The sequence below is a fragment of the Bacillus sp. JJ675 genome (genome assembly GCF_036963165.1).
GTDB classification, from domain to species: Bacteria; Bacillota; Bacilli; order Bacillales; family Bacillaceae; genus Bacillus; species Bacillus glycinifermentans.
Genome location: NZ_JBALMR010000045.1, coordinates 1 through 21,181, shown reverse-complemented (window position 1 = coordinate 21,181; position 21,181 = coordinate 1). Strand labels below are relative to the sequence as shown.

At 44.3% G+C, this 21,181-nt stretch carries 25 protein-coding genes and 1 pseudogene; 1 reads left to right on the top strand and 25 read right to left on the bottom strand.

Annotation, left to right across the window (positions count from 1 at the left end):
• Positions 1-289 precede the first annotated feature (289 nt).
• The 12 genes and pseudogenes from spoVG to metG form a co-directional block, all read right to left on the bottom strand.
• Positions 290-583, bottom strand: coding sequence for a septation regulator SpoVG (spoVG, locus tag V7126_RS12430; RefSeq protein ID WP_006640390.1), 294 nt, complete (start codon positions 581-583; stop codon positions 290-292).
• A gap of 179 nt (positions 584-762) precedes the next feature.
• Positions 763-1,140 carry a 2-iminobutanoate/2-iminopropanoate deaminase gene (gene ridA, locus V7126_RS12425; RefSeq protein WP_216899562.1) on the bottom strand — a complete coding sequence of 126 codons (378 nt, stop codon included), beginning with the start codon at positions 1,138-1,140 and terminating at the stop codon, positions 763-765.
• Positions 1,141-1,991: pseudogene (gene purR, locus V7126_RS12420) on the bottom strand (pur operon repressor); the annotation flags it as partial. It lies immediately after the preceding gene.
• Between the two features lie 56 nt (positions 1,992-2,047).
• Positions 2,048-2,917: a 4-(cytidine 5'-diphospho)-2-C-methyl-D-erythritol kinase gene (ispE, locus tag V7126_RS12415; protein WP_046131787.1), complete on the bottom strand. Its 870-nt coding sequence runs from the start codon at positions 2,915-2,917 to the stop codon at positions 2,048-2,050.
• Between the two features lie 149 nt (positions 2,918-3,066).
• A complete protein-coding gene (locus tag V7126_RS12410) occupies positions 3,067-3,252 on the bottom strand; it encodes a small, acid-soluble spore protein, alpha/beta type (protein WP_175077177.1) in 186 nt (61 codons plus the stop codon).
• Positions 3,253-3,407: 155 nt separating this feature from the next.
• Positions 3,408-3,668 (bottom strand): biofilm formation stimulator Veg, encoded by a 261-nt coding sequence (gene veg, locus V7126_RS12405; RefSeq protein WP_046131785.1) that lies wholly within the window; start codon positions 3,666-3,668, stop codon positions 3,408-3,410.
• A 212-nt stretch (positions 3,669-3,880) separates the two neighbouring features.
• Complete coding sequence (gene yabG / locus V7126_RS12400; RefSeq protein ID WP_046131784.1) at positions 3,881-4,762, bottom strand: sporulation peptidase YabG; 882 nt, start codon at positions 4,760-4,762, stop codon at positions 3,881-3,883.
• A gap of 141 nt (positions 4,763-4,903) precedes the next feature.
• On the bottom strand, positions 4,904-5,782 hold the full coding sequence (gene rsmA / locus V7126_RS12395) for a 16S rRNA (adenine(1518)-N(6)/adenine(1519)-N(6))-dimethyltransferase RsmA (RefSeq protein WP_175077176.1): 879 nt from the start codon (positions 5,780-5,782) through the stop codon (positions 4,904-4,906).
• Positions 5,775-6,335: a ribonuclease M5 gene (rnmV, locus tag V7126_RS12390; protein ID WP_175077175.1), complete on the bottom strand. Its 561-nt coding sequence runs from the start codon at positions 6,333-6,335 to the stop codon at positions 5,775-5,777. The genes rsmA and rnmV overlap by 8 nt, the downstream gene beginning before the upstream one ends.
• A gap of 156 nt (positions 6,336-6,491) precedes the next feature.
• Positions 6,492-7,691, bottom strand: coding sequence for a G5 and 3D domain-containing protein (locus tag V7126_RS12385; RefSeq protein ID WP_046131734.1), 1,200 nt, complete (start codon positions 7,689-7,691; stop codon positions 6,492-6,494).
• A 243-nt stretch (positions 7,692-7,934) separates the two neighbouring features.
• The gene (locus V7126_RS12380; RefSeq protein ID WP_175077173.1) at positions 7,935-8,702 is read right to left on the bottom strand and encodes a TatD family hydrolase; all 768 of its coding nucleotides are present in this window, start codon (positions 8,700-8,702) and stop codon (positions 7,935-7,937) included.
• Positions 8,703-8,790: 88 nt separating this feature from the next.
• The gene (metG, locus tag V7126_RS12375; protein WP_175077172.1) at positions 8,791-10,779 is read right to left on the bottom strand and encodes a methionine--tRNA ligase; all 1,989 of its coding nucleotides are present in this window, start codon (positions 10,777-10,779) and stop codon (positions 8,791-8,793) included.
• Between the two features lie 506 nt (positions 10,780-11,285).
• Here metG and abrB point away from each other — a divergent pair.
• Entirely contained in the window at positions 11,286-11,579 is a 294-nt protein-coding gene (gene abrB, locus V7126_RS12370; protein WP_087962552.1) for a transition state genes transcriptional regulator AbrB, read from the top strand.
• Positions 11,580-11,625: 46 nt separating this feature from the next.
• On the opposite strand, the gene rsmI is transcribed toward abrB, so the two are convergent.
• The 13 genes from rsmI to V7126_RS12305 all read right to left on the bottom strand — a co-directional run bounded on the left by rsmI (position 11,626) and on the right by V7126_RS12305 (position 20,937).
• On the bottom strand, positions 11,626-12,501 hold the full coding sequence (gene rsmI, locus V7126_RS12365) for a 16S rRNA (cytidine(1402)-2'-O)-methyltransferase (RefSeq protein ID WP_046131748.1): 876 nt from the start codon (positions 12,499-12,501) through the stop codon (positions 11,626-11,628).
• The gene (locus V7126_RS12360) at positions 12,476-12,769 is read right to left on the bottom strand and encodes a GIY-YIG nuclease family protein (protein ID WP_046131737.1); all 294 of its coding nucleotides are present in this window, start codon (positions 12,767-12,769) and stop codon (positions 12,476-12,478) included. The genes rsmI and V7126_RS12360 overlap by 26 nt, the downstream gene beginning before the upstream one ends.
• A complete protein-coding gene (locus V7126_RS12355) occupies positions 12,756-13,499 on the bottom strand; it encodes a tRNA1(Val) (adenine(37)-N6)-methyltransferase (protein WP_216899560.1) in 744 nt (247 codons plus the stop codon). The genes V7126_RS12360 and V7126_RS12355 overlap by 14 nt, the downstream gene beginning before the upstream one ends.
• A gap of 82 nt (positions 13,500-13,581) precedes the next feature.
• The gene (yabA, locus tag V7126_RS12350) at positions 13,582-13,944 is read right to left on the bottom strand and encodes a DNA replication initiation control protein YabA (RefSeq protein ID WP_046131739.1); all 363 of its coding nucleotides are present in this window, start codon (positions 13,942-13,944) and stop codon (positions 13,582-13,584) included.
• A gap of 14 nt (positions 13,945-13,958) precedes the next feature.
• A complete protein-coding gene (locus tag V7126_RS12345; protein WP_046131740.1) occupies positions 13,959-14,786 on the bottom strand; it encodes a PSP1 domain-containing protein in 828 nt (275 codons plus the stop codon).
• Positions 14,787-14,788: 2 nt separating this feature from the next.
• The gene (gene holB, locus V7126_RS12340) at positions 14,789-15,778 is read right to left on the bottom strand and encodes a DNA polymerase III subunit delta' (protein WP_175077171.1); all 990 of its coding nucleotides are present in this window, start codon (positions 15,776-15,778) and stop codon (positions 14,789-14,791) included.
• 11 nt (positions 15,779-15,789) lie between these two features.
• On the bottom strand, positions 15,790-16,230 hold the full coding sequence (locus tag V7126_RS12335; RefSeq protein ID WP_046131742.1) for a YaaR family protein: 441 nt from the start codon (positions 16,228-16,230) through the stop codon (positions 15,790-15,792).
• A gap of 11 nt (positions 16,231-16,241) precedes the next feature.
• On the bottom strand, positions 16,242-16,571 hold the full coding sequence (locus V7126_RS12330) for a cyclic-di-AMP receptor (protein WP_046131743.1): 330 nt from the start codon (positions 16,569-16,571) through the stop codon (positions 16,242-16,244).
• Positions 16,572-16,629: 58 nt separating this feature from the next.
• On the bottom strand, positions 16,630-17,268 hold the full coding sequence (gene tmk / locus V7126_RS12325; protein ID WP_216899558.1) for a dTMP kinase: 639 nt from the start codon (positions 17,266-17,268) through the stop codon (positions 16,630-16,632).
• Entirely contained in the window at positions 17,265-18,707 is a 1,443-nt protein-coding gene (locus tag V7126_RS12320; RefSeq protein WP_175077169.1) for an aminotransferase class I/II-fold pyridoxal phosphate-dependent enzyme, read from the bottom strand. The genes tmk and V7126_RS12320 overlap by 4 nt, the downstream gene beginning before the upstream one ends.
• A gap of 93 nt (positions 18,708-18,800) precedes the next feature.
• Complete coding sequence (locus tag V7126_RS12315) at positions 18,801-19,928, bottom strand: toxic anion resistance protein (protein ID WP_216899556.1); 1,128 nt, start codon at positions 19,926-19,928, stop codon at positions 18,801-18,803.
• Positions 19,925-20,557 carry a 5-bromo-4-chloroindolyl phosphate hydrolysis family protein gene (locus V7126_RS12310; RefSeq protein ID WP_175077167.1) on the bottom strand — a complete coding sequence of 211 codons (633 nt, stop codon included), beginning with the start codon at positions 20,555-20,557 and terminating at the stop codon, positions 19,925-19,927. The genes V7126_RS12315 and V7126_RS12310 overlap by 4 nt, the downstream gene beginning before the upstream one ends.
• Positions 20,558-20,745: 188 nt before the next feature.
• Complete coding sequence (locus V7126_RS12305) at positions 20,746-20,937, bottom strand: sigma factor G inhibitor Gin (protein WP_175077166.1); 192 nt, start codon at positions 20,935-20,937, stop codon at positions 20,746-20,748.
• Positions 20,938-21,181: the final 244 nt, after the last annotated feature.

Sequence of the window (21,181 nt, the reverse complement as noted above, 5' to 3'; positions counted from 1 at the left end):
CATAGAAAAATATATCTTAAATATGAGTTGATTTCAAGCAAGCCCAAATGAGAAATCAGCAAATTGCCCAGACAAATTATGGATGGTTTTGATCATATTTGGAACCCGCCTGCTGTGCGTCATATGCCCCGCAGTTTCCGTTCCTGGGCCGCTCTTGTCGGAATGCCGATATTCGCCTGTTCTTTTTCCCCATTTACTGATATATGCTGCAATCAACCATATATTGTCATTTTGTTATCATACCATCATTTTTTTTGCAAAATAAAAAGGGCTTCCATAAGCCCTCTTTTTAAGAAGCTCCAGCTTCTTCATATTCTATTTCCTCAACTTCACCTAAACGGTGATATTCATTTAACACCGCGTCCTGAATTTTTCCGCGGGTGCTTGAGTTGATTGGATGAGCGATATCACGAAACTCTCCATCAGGTGTACGCTTACTTGGCATCGCAACGAAAAGACCATTGTTTCCATCAATTACACGAATGTCATGGACTACAAATTCGTGATCCAGCGTGATGGATGCAATCGCTCTCATGCGACCATCGGTATTCACGCGGCGTAATCTTACGTCGGTAACTTCCACAGTAGTTCACCACCTTTTCCCAATATAAAAACATTAGTTTAACTATTCAACGGTTTTTTTTGTTTTCCTGCATATTTAAAAATATTTTTGCAATATTGGAATAAAAACACACAGAATTGTCAAATACCAAACAAAAAAAGATGATCTTGTAAACCAAAATCATCTTTTTAAAAAAAATCCTATTTCACGAGGGCAATAACTTCTATTTCAACGAGCGCATCTTTCGGCAGCCGAGCCACCTCAACGCATGACCGCGCCGGTTTATGCGTATCGAAATACTGGCCGTACACCTCGTTAACCTCTGCAAATTGATTCATATCCGCCAAAAACACTGTCGCTTTTACGACTGTTTCAAGCGAAGCTCCCGCTTCCTTTAGGACGGCTTTTAAATTGCGGAACACCTGGTGCGTCTGTTCGGTAATATCCCCGTTTACCATTTCGCCGGACGGAGTCAAAGGAATTTGCCCTGAGCTGTAAAACATGTTATTGACAATAATCCCCTGCGAATACGGTCCGATTGCTTCCGGCGCGTCTTTTGTCTGAACAACTTTTGTCATCTCAAACTCCCCATTCTTTATTCATTTTCTTTAAAAAACGCTTTAAAATTTCCGTTTTGGATTTCGACGTTTTTTTCCTTCATATCGATTTCCGAAAGGGTAAGAAGTGACATATATTCGTCAACCAGCCGTTCCTTTACTCCCTGAGCCTCCACGAGGACTCCGATTCCCGCTACATGCGCATTGAATTCATCCAGCAAATTGATCATGCCGTTGATCGTTCCGCCCGCTTTCATAAAATCGTCTATGATTAAAACGTGCGATCCCGACTGCAGGCTGCGCTTTGCAAGCGACATCGTCTGTATGCGATTGGATGAACCTGAGGCATAGTTGATGCTGACCGTTGACCCTTCAGTCACTTTATTATCCTTCCTGACGACAACGGTCGGCACGTCCAAATAGCTGGCGACCGCGTACGCCAGGGGAATTCCTTTCGTTGCCACAGTCATGACGACATCGATTTCCCTGTCTGAAAAAGCGGAAGCAAAAATTTTGCCGACCTTCGTCAACACGGACGGCTTTCCGAGAATATCCGTCAAATATAAATAGCCCCCGGGCAAAATACGTTCCGAATCAATCAATGACTTCCCGAGTGCACTGATAAATTCCTCCGCCTCCTCAAGCCTTACCTTCGGAATATATTTAACGCCTCCGGCCGCCCCGGGAACCGTCTGCAACGTTCCGATTCCCTGCTGCTCAAAGGTTTGCTTAATAATGGTTAAATCTTCACTAATTGACGATTTTGCAGATTGATACCGTTCTGAAAAGAAGGTTAATGGCACTAAGACATGCGGATGGGTCAACAAATAATTCGTCAGATCTACCAATCTGCCGCTTCGACGAAACTTCATGCACTTACCTCCAAAATCCGAATATTTCTAAAAATAATATAACTTAACATACGGATTTAATCAAGGTCATTTTGTTCCCCGATCATTCGCACAGCATATACCTGATCGCAAAACCCTCTTAACCCGTTATATATACGTTGCACTTTTGATTCATACTGAACAAGCCCAAACACTGTCGGACCGCTTCCGCTCATCAATACCGCATCCGCTCCGAAGCGCTTCATTTGGTTTTTAATCATTGCGACTTCAGGATGCATATTTAATGTAACCGATTCAAGCACATTCCCGAGTTTTTCACACATCTTATGAAAATTTTTCTCCTCAATGGCCGAAATCATACCTTGCACATCCGGATGTTCGATATTGTCAATCTTGAGCTGCCTGTACACTTCTGCGGTCGATACGCCGATCGTCGGTTTTGCAAGCAAGACCCAGCAATGCGGCGGCGTTTCAATGTGGCGGATCTTCTCTCCCCTTCCCGTTGCAAGAGCAGTCCCCCCATGAACGCAAAACGATACATCTGATCCGATCTCTGCGCCGAGATCAGCGAGTTCATTCACGGAAAGCTTCATATTCCACAGGCGGTTTAAGCCTCTCAGGACGGCAGCTGCGTCGCTGCTTCCGCCCGCAAGCCCCGCAGCTACCGGAATGACCTTCGTGATCAAAATTGAAACGCCTTTTTTAATGCCGTATCGTTTTTTCATCAGCATGGCCGCCTGATAAGCAAGGTTCCTCTGGTCATCCGGAACAAACCGGTTGTGGGAGGCAACCGTAACCTTATCCTCTGATAGCTCCGATAGCTCGACCCGATCTGCGAGGTCAATCGTCGTCATGACCATTTTCACTTCATGGTAACCATCAGGACGCTTGCCGAGGACGTCGAGCGACAAATTGATTTTTGCCGGCGCCTTTTCTAAAATACGCAATCCAAATTCACCTACTTCTCCATCTAAACATAAGTATCCACATTGTAACATATTTTATAGTACAGGACGTACAAATGCACGTAGAGCGGCAAGGTTCGGACGTTTATAAAAAAAACGGAGGACGGCAGCGTCCTCCATTGTCACCCGTTTTATCGATTCTGTTGATTTTGAGCGATATGCTGTTCGGCTAATTCAATGGCCCGCTTTACCATGTTTCCGGCGTCTCTGGCCCGAATCGCTCCCCAGCCTTCGTTTTTTACAGTATCGTAAAACCCAAGATCTTTTGCCAATTCATATTTGAATTCCTCTGACATGATGCTTCGACGTCTGCCCATGCGAAACAGCCCCTTTCAAGTATCATACCATTAGCAGAACCTTCATCAAACGAGTGACATTTATAGCTTTGCTTCTTCCCCGTCAGATCTTTCCCGAAAAATATTGGATAAAAAAAGGCAAAACAAAAAGCAGTAAACATAATGTCTACTGCTTATTAAAGGGCTACTGAGCCCGTTTTGTCGTCAGAAAACCTTAATTCGACGGTCTCAGTAAGAATATCCGCATAACTGTATGAAACTCTCTCGAACGAATTCTCGTCCTGATCTAGTTGTATCACAAAAACAGAAGGGTACGTCTCAGCTAAAATGCCCGAACGCTCAATCGTTTTTCGGCGGCCTCCGTTTGCTTTTAACGTAAGCCTTTTTCCTAAATGTCCATCAAGCGATCTTTTAATATCGGACAACGTTTTCGCCATTGCATCCACCTCACTACATTCAGTATACTACAACAGCCCATTTTTGTCAAATAAAATTTAAATTATATCAACGTTTATGAGCTATTGTCAATAAAATAATTGTGAAAATTGTACGCCAACTTTCCCCTATTTTTCTCATTTTTCGTTTATTTATGTATGTTTTTTAAAAATAAGGCGATAATTTGACAAAAACCCGCCAAAATCGGGCGGGTTTAATCGGCTGCTTTCGTTTTATACGGCATTCCAATTCGCAAAACGCCCCGGGTTTCAATGCCTCCGAGCCCTTTCTCCCTCGTCAGCGTATTTCTGAGCACTTCCCAGACGTTAATTCGGTCCATAAAAGGAGTGAAGCTGATTTTTGCGACAATATAGACCGGATCAAGCGCGTGAATGTTAACTCTTGACGGTGAGCTTGCAAAATTGGCCCCTGCCTTGATCAATGATTCAAAATGGGACTGGCACGCCCCGGCAAAAATCACGAGCTGGTCGAGATGGGGGATTTTTTTTCTTGCTTTTTGAACGGTTTCGATAAAATCCTTTGAATGCCTGTAGGCATCCAAATTGTTGATGTCCCCTTTTTGTTTCGAATACGCGTCATGCCCCGTGATAACCAATAAATCCGGCCGGTACTCGTCAAGAAGCTCCTCAATGACGGCTGACATTTTCTTTTCATAACAATGGATGCCGTATACGGGAACCCCGATTTTTTCATACAACGTAAGGCACTTCTTTAAATAAGCCGAATCCCCGTCTAAATGTAGGACTCTTCCCGGCATATGAAAATACTGCTGTTGGTGGCTGTATTGATTTGTTGCACGGTATTCGTGTTTTTCGCGCAGCAGCTTATAATCCTGACGGAGCAAGTCGAGGGATTCCTTCATTTTTGTTTCTTCTTCCTGTTTTCTCATCAGGCGCTCAGCCTCGCGGACAATCTCCAGATCCGTTAAATGCGCGTCAGCGATTAACCTCACTTCATCCCCGTGCAAAACGGCTATCGGTTCTCCCTTTGCCGATTGATCGATTCGTATGATTCGAAATAAAATATCTCTTCGATAAGATTTTCTCACTACCATATCGCCTATTTTAAACTGCATGCTTTTCACTCCACACATAGACTAAGCCCTATTTAAACAATTGACAGACATTATAAAGGTGCTTCTTTAGCCTATGTATTTCGAGGTCAAGTGGTGAACAGATGGCAAGCTGCCACATGCCCATGAAAAAAAGCCTTTCTTTTACAGAAAGGCTTTAGACAAGCGGTCGGAAAGCACGGCAAATTCCTCAATACTAAGCGATTCTCCGCGCCTCTTCCCGTCAATCTGCGAATCCCGCAGCGCTTTTTCAATGTCCGCTTTCTTCTCCTTGCCGTTCGGCAAGTTATTGAAGAGATTGTTTAAAAGCGTTTTGCGGCGCTGGGCAAAGCTCGCCCTGACGACCTGAAAGAAAAACGACTCATCCTTGACCGCTACAGCCGGAGCTTCTCTCAGCGTCAGCTTGATGACGGCGGAATCCACATTCGGCTGGGGAACGAAAACCGTCTTCGGTACTCCCATGACCGTTTTCGGCTCAGTATAAAATTGAACCGCGATGGAAAGCGAGCCGTATTCTTTTGATGAAGGCTTTGCAGCCATCCGGTCTGCCACCTCTTTTTGAAGCATGACAACGATGCCTTTAAGCGGCAGATTTTCTTCCAAAAGCTTCATAATAATAGGGGTCGTCACATAATACGGCAAATTGGCGACAACCATCACTTCATCACAGTCCTGAAACTGCTCGTCCATCACGGCTTTAACATCGGCTTTAAGGACGTCCTGATGGATCACAGTCACATTGTCATAAGGCGCCAACGTATCCTTTAAAATGGGCAGAAGCCTTTGGTCAATTTCAAAAGCCGCCACTTTCTTCGCGCGCTTTGCCAATTGCTCGGTCAAAGCTCCGATTCCCGGACCGATTTCAATCACGCCCGTACGCTCCGTCACTCCGGCGTGGTCGACGATTCTGTCCAGGATATTCGTATCAATTAAAAAATTCTGTCCCAGGCTTTTTTTAAAAGAAAATCCGTATTTATCGAGGATTTCTTTTGTCCTTTTGGGGGTGGCGATGTCTTTATTCATTCTTTTCCTCCCGCAGCACAGCATCCAGAGCGCTAAAATAATCGCTTTTTTTAATTTGAAACATCTGCAGACGCTTTTGAAGCTGCTTTCCGTTTGTATATCCAATATTTAAAATCTCACCGAGCCGCTCCCGTCTTTTTTTGGCAAGAGGGCCGCCGATCAAACCGGCTTCGATTAAATCGCGGGCTTCGATTTCCGGCTCAGTCGGTTCCATTTCCTCCTGAACGGTCTTCAGGCAGGCTCTGATGCTTTCAACCGATGCATGCTCAACGCCGATTCCCCGCTTGTTTTTAGGCTTTGCCAAATCTTTCGGCAAAAATGCATGCTTACATCCGGGCACTTTTTCAGCGATCGTTTTTCTGATTTTTTCACCCGGAAAATCGGGATCCGTTAAAATAATAACGCCCCGCGTTTTTTGAGCGAGCTGAATTCGTTTTATCACATCTTCCCCGATGGCGGAACCGTTCGTTTCAATTGTGTCCGCATCAACAGCGGACTTGACCTTTGCTGTATCGTCACGTCCTTCGACAACGATGATTTCCTTAATCTTCATTTCTTCCTCCGCAAGTTGAAAAACATTTTAAAAAAAACTGAAACCTTTTTGTAATAAAACCGTCTAATTGATTAGAAAACAAGATGGATCTATTATAACCAAAAAAACAGAGGGCGCAAAATCCCTCTGCTTACAAACAGAATAATAAATATATATTTAGTTCAGAACCTTAATTTTAACTTTTTTGCTTCCCCACCGGTAAGCTGCAGACTTGTTCGGAAAGAACACGTCGATTTTGCGGCCTTTGATTGCCGAACCTGTATCGGCAGCAATCGCATAGCCGTATCCTTCCACATGGACTTTAGTGCCCAATGGAATAAAGCGCGGATCCACCGCAATGACCTTGGAGCCCGGATTGTTCTTTAAATTGACACCCGTTGCCGTGTGTCCCGAGCAGCCGCTGCAGCTTGCTGTATACGCTGTTGAAGACACGTAGAACTCTTTTCCAGAGGCTTCATTGCCGCGCGATACATTTGCGCTCACTTGCGCTACGGTTTTTTTCTTCGTGCCGACGGCGATGATTTTGGCTTTGCTTTCTTTTGCTGTTTCCTCTTTAATCAATTCCCTGGAAACTTCTTTGCCGTTTTTCTTCACAACGGCATAGTGCTTTTTAAGCTTGCCGTGTTTGCCTTGCTGAACCACCTTTTCCGTGCCTTTTTCCAAAGATGCATCCTCTTTCTTCCGCACGTCAAAAGGAATGTCCTCTTCCACTACATCGGTGACCTTTTTGATACGAGTAATGTGAATATCCGCCTGATCCTTCGTCAGCTTTTCATCCAGCGCAGGCTTGACTTCATCCTCGCCCTTTATGCTGATCTTATGATGTCTTAAAAAGTCAGCGACAGTAGTCGAAGTTGTCCATATGTCTTTATTTTTGCCGGCATCCTTTACAGTCACTTTAAAAGCTCTTTGCAAAGTCAGCTTCATGTCTTTTTTTATCTCTTTATCAACTGAGGGATCAATTTGATCATGTTCCGCCAACTCTAGATTTAACTCTTTAAGAAGTTTGCCGACCGTTCCCGCTGTCGTCCACACTTGCTTTTCCTCACCGTCCATCGTCAAAAGGACCGGTTTGGCAGCAACGTATTCAACATTCATGTTGCTCGTGATTTTTGTATCTTCAGCGGGAGAGATGTGATCTTCTTTCCTCGTTTCGATGTTTAAGCTTTTCATCAGCTCACCTACCGTTTTCGCATGCGTCCGTACGCTCTGCTTTTTCCCGTTAATTGAAATCGAGACCGGCTGTTTTGTGAGCTCATTTGCTCCGTAAGCGGTTCCTGTGCCTGCCACCAGCAGTCCGGCAGCAATCAGAACCCCTCTGCTTCTGCTAAGCTTTACGGAAAACAGCTTTTTCATTTTTTGTATGATGAAAAACGCCTCCTTCTCCTCGGGGAGATTATATAGAGTATCTACAAGCCTGTCAACCCTCCTCCCTTTTTAACCGCAAGCCGCCATTACTTTTATTATGGGAAAACAACCTCATAAAAGAAAGAAAGACTTGTCGACAAAGATATCCTATGAGTGTAAACAGACATGTAGAACTTCTAAGAATCAACTCCCGAAAAGACAAGCTTGCGCAAAGATTGACATCAAATGCTGTCAGCTGATGCCGAAAAGTTTTTTTGCATTTTCGGTGGTAATGGCAGCCACTTCTTCATACGTCATTCCTTTTAACTCTGCGATCTGTTCCGCGACCAGTTTTACGTAGCTTGGTTCATTCCGCTTTCCTCTGAAAGGATGCGGCGTCAGATACGGGCAATCCGTCTCGATCAGAAGTCGGTCATTTGGTACTTGCTTGACGACTTCTTTCGGTTTTTTTGCATTTTTAAATGTGACCGGACCGCCGAAAGATAGGTAGAAATTCATATTGATGCATTCTTTCGCCACCTCGGCGCTGCCTGTAAAGCAATGCATGATTCCGCCGACTTCCTCGGCCCCTTCTTCCCGCAAAATCGTGACGACGTCCTCAGTCGCATCCCGGTTGTGGATCACAATCGGAAGGCCAACTTCCTTTGCCAAAGCAATTTGCTTGCGGAACACTTCTTTTTGAACGTCTTTCGGCGACTTATCCCAGTGGTAATCGAGGCCCATTTCGCCAATTGCCACGACTTTCTCATGGGAAGAAAGCTCTTTAATCCATGCAAGGTCCTCATCGGTCATGTCGATTGCATCAACCGGATGCCATCCGATTGCCGCGTAAATAAAGTCATATGTCTCAATCAGTTCCATGGCCCGCTTGATCGTTGGACGGTCAAAGCCTACAACGACGATATTCTCGACCTTTTCTTCCTTTGCCCGGGCGATGACATCTTCCAAATCCTCGTTAAACTGCTCTGCGTTTAAATGTGCGTGTGTATCAAATAACATAAAACATGCCACCCTTTTCGTATGTATTGTCGATAAAAACAAAAGGTGTTCGACGAAATGTTACACGTGAAACACCTTTTGTCAGATTTTATTTGATTCGCGTACCGTTTGCTAAAGAGCTGTCTACAGTTGCAAGCGACAGACCGCCGTTGTCCTCACCGGCCAAAATCATCCCCTGAGACAATTCTCCTCTTAGTTTTACCGGTTTTAAGTTTGTTACACAAATGACTTTTCGTCCGACTAATTCTTCAGGCCTGTAATGCTTGGCAATCCCAGATACGACCTGGCGTTTTTCAAAGCCCAGATCAAGCTGCAATTTTAACAGACGATCGGCTTTTTTAACAGGCTCCGCCTGAAGGACTTCAGCTACCCTGAGCTCTGTGCTCATAAAGTCGTCAAATGTGATTTCCGGGAGCCGTTCCGGTGCTGCTTCTTCTTTTTTCTGTTCTTCTTTTGGAGCCGTTCCCTGCATTTTTGATTTGATATATGCAACCTCTTCTTCGGCTTCCAGCCGCGGGAACAACGGTTCTCCTTTTTGAACCTTCACCGATTTCAACTGTCCGAAGCTTGTGATGCTCTCCCACGTTTTTAATGACGGATCTGCCACGCCGAGCTGTGCAAAGATTTTTTCAGGCGTTTGCGTTAAGAACGGCTGCAGCATGACCGCCGTGATTCGCAGAGATTCAGCCAAATGATACATCACGGATCTTAGTTCGCCTTCTTTTTCTTTATCTTTGGCAAGAATCCAAGGTGCGGTTTCATCGATATATTTATTCGTTCTGCTGACAAGCTGCCACAGGGAAGAAAGCGCCACGGAAAATTCCATGTTTTCTATCGCCTGTTCATAAGATTTGATCGTTTCTCCTGCAAACGATGACAGAGATTCGTCATACTCCGTTACCGGACCTTGATATGATGCAATCTCACCGTCAAAATATTTGTTGATCATAGCGACCGTTCTGTTCAAAAGGTTTCCTAAATCATTCGCCAAATCATAATTAATCCGCTCAACGAACCCTTCAGGGGTGAAGACGCCGTCAGAGCCGAACGGCACTTCGCGAAGCAGGTAGTAGCGCAGCGCGTCAAGTCCGTATCTGTCGATTAATGTAACGGGATCTACAACGTTCCCTTTTGATTTGGACATTTTTCCGTCTTTCATCAATAGCCATCCGTGGGCAAAAACCTTTTTAGGTAAAGGAAGGTCCAATGCCATCAGCATGATCGGCCAGTAGATCGTATGAAAGCGGACGATTTCCTTCCCGACAAGGTGAACATCGGCAGGCCAGTACCTTTTGTAAAGTTCATCGTTCTCCGTGCCAAAGCCGAGGGCCGTTATATAGTTAAAGAGGGCGTCTATCCAAACATAAACGACGTGTTTTGGATTGCCCGGCACCTTGATGCCCCAGTCAAACGTCGTCCGGGATACGGCCAAATCTTCAAGGCCCGGCTTGATAAAGTTGTTGATCATCTCGTTTTTACGGGATTCAGGCTGAATAAATTCAGGATTTTCTTCATAAAAAGCGAGCAGGCGGTCAGCATATTTTCCCATGCGGAAGAAATAGGATTCCTCTTTAATCAGCTCAACAGGATGCCCGCTGTCAGGACTTTTTCCTCCGATGATTTCCCCTTTTTCATTTCGTTCAACGTCGACGAGCTGAGTCTCCGTGTAGAACGTTTCATCAGGGATGCTGTACCAGCCCTCATATTCATCAAGATAAATATCCCCGTTGTCGAGCAGCTTTTGAAAAACCTTTTCGATGACGACCTTATGGCGTTCTTGTGTCGTCCGAATGAAATCGTCGTTGGAAATATCGAGCTTTTTCCAAAGCTTCTGAATATCTTCTGCCGCACGATCCACCAATTCCTGAGGTGCAATGTTTGCCTCTTCAGCCTTTTGCTGGATTTTTTGGCCATGCTCATCCGTTCCGGTTAAGTATCTGACATCGTAGCCTCTCAGCCTTTTATACCGGGCCATTGCATCCCCGGCAACTGTGGTGTAGGCGTGTCCAATATGTAATTTTCCACTTGGGTAGTAGATCGGTGTTGTAATGTAAAACGTATTTTTTTCTTGCGGCATGATGGAACCTCCCAATTAAAATGTCAAAAAACTCCCGCCCAAAGGACGAGAGCGGCAAGTGTCTTCATTCAATATATCGTTGATTACATATTCCCTCTTTATATGATACCATCTTAGCCTTTAAGTTCAAGAAAATATACATATCGAAAAACAAGGAATATGGTCGATTACACATTATTTTTTTGAGTATCCTATTCAACTTCGACAAAAAAATGCTTTCATTATCGAATAATGTCGTATATAATCGATATGAAGAAAAACCTTAGTTCGAAAGTCTTGATTTAAGGACATATTTTAGGATTATCGATTGGTTTTATCATCTTCAAATCCCTTGTTTCATCAGTTCTCTCAAGGTCTTTTGACTATAAGATCTAATTTTTACAAACTATAGAAAAGAAAATGATTGACGTTTATTGGAAACCTTGTTATGCTAGGACTGTAAGGATTTTGTCGAATAATGACGAAGATTATAACACTTATTAAAATAAGAATCTTTCGGGAGGAGAATGAATATGAAATCTACAGGTATTGTACGTAAAGTTGACGAACTAGGACGCGTGGTGATTCCGATTGAACTTCGCCGTACGCTTGGAATCGCAGAAAAAGACGCTCTTGAAATCTATGTTGATGACGAAAAAATCATCTTGAAAAAATATAAACCAAACATGACTTGCCAAGTAACTGGCGAAGTTTCTGATGACAACCTTAAACTTGCCGGCGGTAAACTGGTTCTTAGCCCAGAAGGCGCTGAGCAAATCATCAATGAAATTCAAGCACAGCTTCAATCTCTAAAAAATTAATTTGATTATACAAAAACCGCTCTTGCCAAAGCAAGAGCGGTTTTTTTCAATTTTGGATATGATATGCGTCATAGATTTTTCGTTTTGGAACGTTTCGGTCAACAGCAGCTTTTTTGATGGCTTCCTTGGAATGAAACCCTTTGCTGATATAATGTTCGACATGTTCTTTTGCCGAGAGATTTTCCCACCAGGCCGCTTCTTCGGCAACAGTTTCACCGCACCCTTCAACGACAAGGCAAAACTCTCCGCGCACTTGTTCTTCCCCGGCCCATGTCAGCACTTCCTCTATCGTCCCTCTTATAAATTCTTCAAATTTTTTGGTCAGCTCTCTCGTCACCGCGATCCGGCGGTTTCCGAATACCTCGTAAATCGCCGACAGCGTTTCCTTCAACCGATGGGGCGATTCATAGAAAATCACGGTTTCCTGTCTGTTTTTTAATCCGTCAAGCTGTTTTTTTCTCTCTTTTTTGTTCCGGTCCAAAAACCCGAAGAAAAAAAAGGGCTGAGGGGGAAGACCGGAAGCGATCAGAGCGGTTAACGCTGCATTCGCACCGGGCAAAGGCACGACATATCCGCCGATATCGATAAAGTCGCGGACGATTTCAGCACCGGGGTCAGATATGGTCGGCATTCCGGCGTCGCTGACAAGCGCGACGTCTTTTCCTTCCTTCAGCCATTCCAAAATTTTATGTCCGCTGCTTTCTTTATTATGTTCATGGTAACTGACAAGTTGTGTTTCGATGTGATATACATGACACAATTTCTTCGTCTGCCGGGTATCCTCCGCAGCAATGATATCAGCCGTTTTCAATGTTTCAACGGCCCGAAACGTCATATCCTCTAAATTGCCGATCGGTGTAGGAACGAGGTATAACGTTCCCATTTGTGATCGTTGGTCAAAGCTCTGTTGACGATTGATGATGAACACCCGCCTTTCGCTTTTCTTCTATATAGCTTTCTTTGTTTTTTCTTGATAATTTTTTGAAATAATATTCCGCCTGCATGGCCTCTCTTTTTGTTGAAAAGCGTTCCGCATAGTGCAGCTTTACAGGGAGCCTTGCTCTTGTATATTTTGCGCCTTTTCCGTCATTATGGGTTTTCAGCCGCTTTTCAATATCGTTCGTATATCCCGCATACAAGCTGCCGTCCCGGCATGACAGCACATAAAAATAGTGGTTATTTGTCTCCATATAGTATCTTCCTTATCTCACTTGTATATTGATCGTGTTCATCATATACAAAAAGAGGCGGCAGAATCTTCAGATCGGGGCGGCCGTCTTTGATGCCCTCTACTAAAATCGTATTGGCTTCTTTCCCCTGCTTCGGATACACAAACTGCACACGCTTCGGCTCTATTTGATACGCCTTCATGAGTTCAAAAATCTCGAGCAGCCTTCCCGGTCTATGGACAAGAGCGAGCTTTCCGCCCTGCTTTAAAAGCTTGCTGCCGACACGGACAACATCTTCAAGCGTGCAATAAATTTCGTGCCTGGCAATCGCCAGGTGTTCATTAAGATTTTGTTCCGTTTTTTGCGGCGTCTTAAAGTAAGGGGGATTGCATGTGACAACATCGGATCTATTGTGTCCGAGCACCTGCGGCATATTCTTCAAATCGTCTCTGATGAGATGGATCTGTTTTTGCAGATTATTGTATTCCACGCTTCTTACAGCCATGTCGTACAATCTGTCCTGAATTTCAACCCCGGTGATTTCCGCTTTTGAGCGGGTGCTGAGAAGCAGCGGAACAACTCCGTTTCCCGTGCAAAGGTCGATGATCTTTCCTTTTTGAATCGGAACATATGCAAACTTCGACAGGAGGACTGCATCTAAGGAAAACGCAAACACCGTCGGGCTTTGCACGATTTTCATATCCTCTGCCAGCAAATAATCGAGTCGCTCATCATCTTTTAATTCAATCATGTTTTTTCCCTTTCCGAAAAAAATCTAGTCTTGGCGCTTATTCCGTTAAAAGGGCTTCCGTTTTGATCCGGAAGCCCTTCCTTTATTTTTTATTTAAAAACGAGAGGCAGAAAAGGCAGTCTCCTTCTTTGCGGACGCTTCCGTAATGAATGTTGCAAATGTGGAAGCCTTCCTGATACAGGCGCGCCAAATTGTCATGGCCTTCACCAATATCAGCATGCCCCGTCTTCTCCGCTTTTAACTCCTTCCCGCCTGCCTTTGCCGTCTTCAGCCTTTGATCGGTTTCTTCCAGCCGCTTGCGCAAATGTTCGTTTTCAAGCTGCAAATGGTTGTTTTCTTCGATCATTTCCCCGATATGCTGCTTGAGGTCTCCCAGCTGGCGGTACAGAGATCCTATTTGTTCTTCTAAACTTATGACTGTATCAAACAATTCTTTTTTATCCAAGGTTTCACACCTCGTTAATCTGTGGTTTGTGCAGATACGACACCTTCTTGCAGCAGCTCATCCCACGTATATTCCACAACTTTTTCGCAGTTTGTCAGTTCAACCTGAAGAATGCGTTCGAGAATATTCAGCCCGACGACTTTCGCCGGTCCGTTAGACGTGGCGATCACTTCCCCGATATCCGGAAGCTGCTCCTTCGCCGTTTCATATTCGTCATTTTCGTATTTCAAACAGCACATGAGCCGTCCGCATAGTCCGGAAATTTTCGTCGGATTAAGGGACAGGTTTTGATCTTTCGCCATTTTGATGGAAACCGGCTCAAAGTCTCCGAGAAAAGTCGAACAGCACAGCATTCTTCCGCACGGTCCGATGCCTCCGAGCATCTTTGCTTCATCCCTTACTCCGATTTGCCTAAGCTCGATCCTCGTTTTGAAAATGGAAGCCAGATCTTTTACGAGCTCCCGGAAATCGACTCTTCCGTCGGCCGTAAAGTAAAATATGACTTTATTCCGGTCAAATGTGAATTCGACATCGACCAATTTCATCTCAAGACCGTGCTCATTCACTTTTTTCTGGCAAACATCAAAGGCGGAAAGAGCGGCCTCTTGATTTTCCTCGACAATCAGGCGGTCGCGCTCATCGGCCACCCTGATGACCTTGCGCAAAGGCAGCACCACATCGTGCTCGTCTACCTTCTTATTCGCGATGACGACTTGCCCGTATTCAACACCGCGAACCGTTTCAACGATCACACAGTTGTCTTTATCTATCTTAAATCCATTCGGATCAAAATAATAAATTTTGCCCGCTTTTTTAAAGCGAACACCAATGACATTATACAAGCTTATCCCTCCTGCAGCATTAAAACCAAGTGCTCCATTAAACCTTGAGCATTAACATTGGAATAAAGCCGTTTTTTTGCTTCTAAAACAGCAAGAATCTGGTTTGTCACTCTTTGTTGCGTTGATTGCAGCGCGTGCTGTTTTAATGTTTGGAATAAGTCCTGAAATAGTATTTTATCTTCATGTCCTATCTGAATGGACAATATATCACGGTATATAAATAAAAGCATATCAAGACCCATTTCTTGGTGGTCTTTCTCCTTGAAAAAGGGCATCCACTGATCTTGAATATAGAAAAAAGCATGTCCTTTTCGCTGGTGTAAGACTTCATACAATTTTATCACTTTCGCTCTGGACTCTGCAAACTGATCATTTCGACTCAATTCGAGCGCTTCCGATAAATTGTTTGTCATATTCGACAAAAGGGCTGCAAGATGCGGGGAGACCTCTTGTTTGATCAGTTCCTTTTCAATCGATTCGGGCAGCAGCGATTGAAACGCCAGAACCTGACATCTCGATATAATCGTATCAAGCAATTTCTGCGGCTGTTCCGTTAAGAGCACCGCTATCGTATCATTGCTCGGCTCTTCCAAAAACTTCAGCAGGCTGTTTGCGGCGTTTGCCGTCATCTGATCAGCGTGCGAAATAATGTAGAGCTTTTTATGAGATTCCAGGCCTGTTTTTGAGAATTCTTCCTGAAGAGCCTGGATTTGTCCCTTTTTGATGGACAGGCCGTCCGGGTGAACGACGTGTACATCCGGGTGGTTGCCGGAGGCAATCCGCTGACAATTTCGGCACGATTCGCAAGGCTCCACGCCCTTTTCAAGGCAAAAAAAACTTTTCGCCAGCAGCATGGCCGCGTCTAATTTTCCGGTCCCTTTTCGCCCTTCAAACAAATAGGCGTGGGCAAGCCGGTTTCTTTCTATACTATTTTGCAAAAGCTTCATAACCCGCGGCTGAAGCTTTTGCATTTCTGTCCAGGTTGTAGCCATACGATCACTCTCTATGTGTAAAGGTTTATCAATAAACCCTTTATTTCCCCAATTCGTTCCAGCAGTTCAATGGAGGGCTTTTCTTGATCAAGCAGTTCCTCCGTCAGTTGAACGAGCTTTTCATCAAGCTCTTTGACAATGCTCAATGTCCTGCTGTTTCCATACAAGTCAAAACTCCTGGAATTCTCAACCGTCAGGCCGTTTTCAACGGCTTCTTTCACAAAGCGCTTGATTAAGCCTTTAAATCTCGCCAAATCTTTAAAATTTCTCGACTTTGCCAGGCGCTTCCCAAACGCCTCAATATCCGACAAAAGCACTGTCAGCTGTTCGAATCTGAGCTTGCCGGTTTGGATGTTTATCTTTTCCTTAAACGAAGCAGAAATGTTCTCTCCTCTGGCGGGAGGAGTCTGCTGTTTTTCTATCATCGTTCGCAGTTCTTGACTTATTTTCATATCCTCAGCCCTTAAAATTGATGGAATTGTTCAATCGGCAGCACAAACACGGTCGCTCCGCCCACTTCTACTTCAACGGGGTAAGGGACATATGAATCCGCGTTTCCGCCCATTGGTGATACAGGAGCGATCAGCTGATCCCGTTTACTTCCGTTTTCTTTAATCAGACTCAATGCTTTATCAACCCGAATATCTTCGACGCCCAACATAAAGGTTGTGTTTCCCGACTTCAGAAAGCCGCCGGTGGACGCAAGTTTTGTCACGCGAAAATTATGATCAGTCAAAGCCTTTAAAAGCCGATTGCTGTCTTGATCCTGAACAACCGCTATGATTAGTTTCATTTTAAAAGCCTCCTAAGGATATTCTTGTTACCATTATAACAATAGAATGGGAAGCAGGTCACAGTCGAATCGTTTTTAATGCTTCTTCAATGATTTCGTTTACGCTTTTTTGCACATGCTCAATAGACCGGCTCGCATCGACTGTTCTGAAGCGGCCGGGAAAACGGTTTATAACCTCCTGATAGCCTTTTTGAACGAGCGTATGAAAATGGAGTTTTTCAAGATCAAGACGGTTTTTCTCACGCGAATCATTTGCATTGATCCGTTTGATGCCTTCTTCCGGATCAATGGCAAAGTAGATGGTGATATGCGGCATCATGTTTCCGATTGCAAATTGATTAATGGATAGGACTGCATCAACTCCAAGCCCTCTTGCATAACCTTGATAAGCGAGGGAGCTGTCGATAAAGCGGTCGCATAAAACGATTTTCCCATCTTCAAGAGCCGGCTTTACCTTTTCAACCAGGTGCTGCCTTCTCGCCGCTGCATATAAAAGCGCTTCTGTTTTCGGGTCCATGGCCGTGTTTTCCGGATGTAAAATGACCTCGCGGATTTGTTCTGCTATTTCAATGCCGCCCGGCTCCCTTGTTGCGAGAACGGAATGGCCGTTTTTCCTTAATTCTTCTGCTGCCCCTTGAAGTATGGTTGTTTTCCCTGCACCTTCAGGGCCTTCAAAGGTAATAAATAAACCGTTCATGATTTCTCCTCTTCTATATATACAGTTAGTTGTTTTTGTTTTAAGTGGCTGCTTCCTTGAATGTGTACGTGCAGATCGACAAGCCGGGACAACCGGCGGATACTCTCTTGCTTCACCCTTTCCCCTTCCATGATGAGAGGAATGCCCGGCGGATACGGAATTACCTGTTCTGCGCTTACCCGTCCTGCGGCCTCGCTGAAAGGCACTGACTCCGTTTTAAAAGATGACAGGGTGATTTTATCGTAAGGCAGGGTCGTGATTTTCTCCACGGGCTCTCCGATCTGAACCTGGCTGTGAATCCCTGGTGATCTGCTTTCTATTTCCTTTCCAATCCTCCTGATCGTCTCAGGATCCAAGCTTCTTTTTCCTTCCAGCGGCAGGATAAACAGTACCTGCCTTTCATCTCCCAGTTCAGGATGCACGCCATTTTGCTCAAAGATCTTCTTTAATTCGTAGCCTGAGTGGCCTTGCTTCGATCTGACGCACACTTTCAGCGGGTCTTGCTGAATGAGGGGATCGGCCGGTTCTGCGATCTCTACACCTGCTATATTCAAAAACTGCTCTTTCATTGCGGTGATCTCTTTCTCTGCACGTTCCATCCTGTTTGTTTTTAGCAGATGATCTGCATAGGCCCTTGCCAAATCCAACGACGCCATAATCGGATAAGACGGGCTGCTGCTTTGCAGCACGGTTAAATAGTGCACAAGCCGATCCCTGTCGATTCTCCGGCTGTTAAGATGCAAAAAAGACCCCATTGTCATGGCCGGCAGCGTTTTATGAGCAGACTGAACGACGGCATCGGCTCCTGCCTCCAGAGCTGACTGCGGAAAAGGACGCCCCAGCACAAAATGAGCGCCGTGTGCTTCATCGACCAAAACAGGCATGTGGTGTTTATGGGCTTCTTCGACGATCGGCTTTAAATCGGCGGCATGACCGTAGTAATTAGGATATGTCAGCATGATGCCCTTTGCCGTCGGATATTTTGAAACAGCCTCTTTCACTGTCTGCTGCAAAACGCGTGTCGGAACAGCCATCTCATCATCAATTTCAGGCGTTAAGAATACCGGACGTGCTCCGGCGAGTTCGACCGCATGAAAAACTGATTTATGGCAGTTGCGCTGAACGAGCAAAAGGTCGCCCGGCCGGCAAACCGAAAGAATCATCGCCAGGTTCCCGACAGTCGATCCGTTCACGAGAAAAAAACTTTCTTTTGAACCGTAGAGCTCGGCTGTTAAATCTTGCGCCTCTTTAATAACGCCTGAAGGTTCATGCAAATCGTCAAGCCCCGTCAATTCTGTCAAATCTATTTGAAGGATGGAATTAAACAGTGACTTTCCTTCATCAAAAAAGACATCTCCATTGTGATGTCCCGGAACGTGAAAAGAATAAGGGTTTTCTTTGGCATGGTCTACCAATGCTGTGAATAGAGGTGTCTTCATATCATCCGATCCTTTAATATGACAACTGATTTCTGCCCTTATTATACCCTTCCGGATGAATAACTTAAAGAAGGACCTTATGGTAAATCTTTATCATCTTTTATGAAGGGGGGTGATTTCATGTTTACCAGCTTGGCCTCTAAGATCTTCTTCCATCATCCTGATTTCTTCTTCTGCATGAATGCGTTTGGTGCGGCCTTCTTCTTGAATTTTAATGGTCTCTTCAAGTGTGGCGATTAAGTTTTCCTGGACTTTTTTCAACGTGTCGATGTCGACGTAACCGCGCTCGTTCTCTTTGGCGGTTTCAATTGTGCTGCCTTTCAGCATCTCCGCATTTTTTAACAGCAGCTCGTTTGTCGTTTTTGATATCTGATTTTGAGTCTCCGAAGCACGGCGCTGGCGCAGCAATATCAAAGCGATGGCCACTTGATTTTTCCAAAGCGGTATCACCGTCATAATCGAAGATTGGATCTTTTCAACGAGCACCCGGTTTGTATGTTGAATCAACCTGATCTGAGATGCGCTCTGCATTGTGATTTGTCTGCTTAACGTCAAATCATAGATCCGTTTATCCAGGCGGTCTGCAAATTGAATCATGTCGTTCACTTCTTGAGCAGCCATTTGATTTTGTACTGTTTCGTTTTTTTCTTTTAGCGCCGGAATGGTTATTGTATTTAACTCTTTCAATTTCAGCTGTCCAGCTGCAATATAAACATGCAGCGCTTCATAATATTCATTATTTTTTTCATACAGCTGTTCAAGCATCTGATTGTCCTTGATCAGCGCGTTTTTGGCATGCTCAAGCTTGACGCTGATTCTGTCAATTTGGGCTCCCGTTTTCTGATACCTTGATAATACTTCTTGAACCGGGCTGGGCATCCTTCCAAAGATACGCGAAAACAGACTTTTTTTTGCAGGCTTCAGCTCATCGGGACTGACCTGTTCAAGCTTTTTCATAAGGTCGTTCAAAATATTCCCGATTTCGCCGACGTCGTTTTTTTGAACGTGCTCAAGCATGGCATGCGAAAAATTCAACAGTCTGGATTGAGCCTGGTTTCCAAACCAATCGAGGCTTTGGTGATTCTTTGGATCAATCTGCTCTGACTGCTGCAATGCTTGACGGCGTTTTTCCTCAGGCAGCGAATCAACCTCTTTTTCTGCCTGTCCAAAGGATACGGACAAACCGCCTTTCTTCTGCCATGGCGATTGATACTGGCTCATTCAGCTTTTCCCCTCCTGCTTTCTAATGAATGCTTGGCGACATCCAGCTCAAATTCCAAATCGTCGATATCCGGCTTAATCAAGTCGTAAAGGTCCTCTTCCAATTGCTTGGCAAGTTGGTCAATTGTCATGCGGGTTTCGCTTAAGGACACTTCAAGTTTTGCGCTTCGTTTTGGCTGCGAGGCTAAAAAAGCATATTTTTCTGTCAGTTCAACAATTGAATCAAGGCTTTGATAATAAAAACGTTCTACTTGATAAAAACGCTTCGGTTCTTGTTTTGTCAGCATATAAATTTTCCGGACAATCCGCAATATTTCCAGGTTTTCCTTGATGGTTTGAATGTTTTTGACTGCAAACAGGGACTTTCTCAATCTGGCGATTTTTAATTTCGCTTCCTGTAAATTTTGCTTGATGTATGCGTATTCCCGTCTTGTCAGCTGATGTTGTTTTAAAAATACATGTGTTTCATACCATTTGCCCCCAAGGTAAATCACGGCCCAACCCGCACAAGCATAAAGAGAAGACAGCAGAAACGTCTGGTTAAAAGCAAAGAAGCTTGTCAGCCAAAGAAGCACAGACATCGTGCTTGCGATTAATACACGAAGCAAAAATTGAAGGATCTGTTTCATCACCATCTACTCCCCACGCATTTCTTGATTCCCGATAACACAAAGTTCCCGCAATTATAGAAAAAAGACACCTTCGTCCAGATGCCTAAAAAGTCAATGTGTCAAGTTTCGATAATACCATTATACATGCCCTTCATATGAACATAAAGTTTTCCGTTCAGCGGCAAAAAAAAAGACCTGGAAACGGTCTAAGAATACAATGGCGGCGTACGGAGACTTTTTAATTTTTTGACGTAATCAGAATATTGGGGATCTGAGGTTGATGTAGAAATAATCTTTTTTTCGCAATCCACACATAGAAATTTTGTATAAAGGTGAATACCTTCGGCTTTTTTTTCCTCACAAATGATACACGTTTCCCCATGATCAGACTTGCTCATTCATTCCACCTCCATGGGCTTCAGTATTCCCGAAAAACAACATTTGTATACAAAATTAAGAAAGTTTTTGAAGGTTAGATTAGTATATGTAAGCGGCAGACTTTAGGTGTCTGTATCACAATATTGACATCTGTGCCGCCTTGGACGGATAACCTGTGTTATAGTTGCCGGTTGTCATAAGAACTCCCAATCTATGAAATCAATTTGATTGGTGTAGCATATATACAAAAAAGGCCAGCTTTAC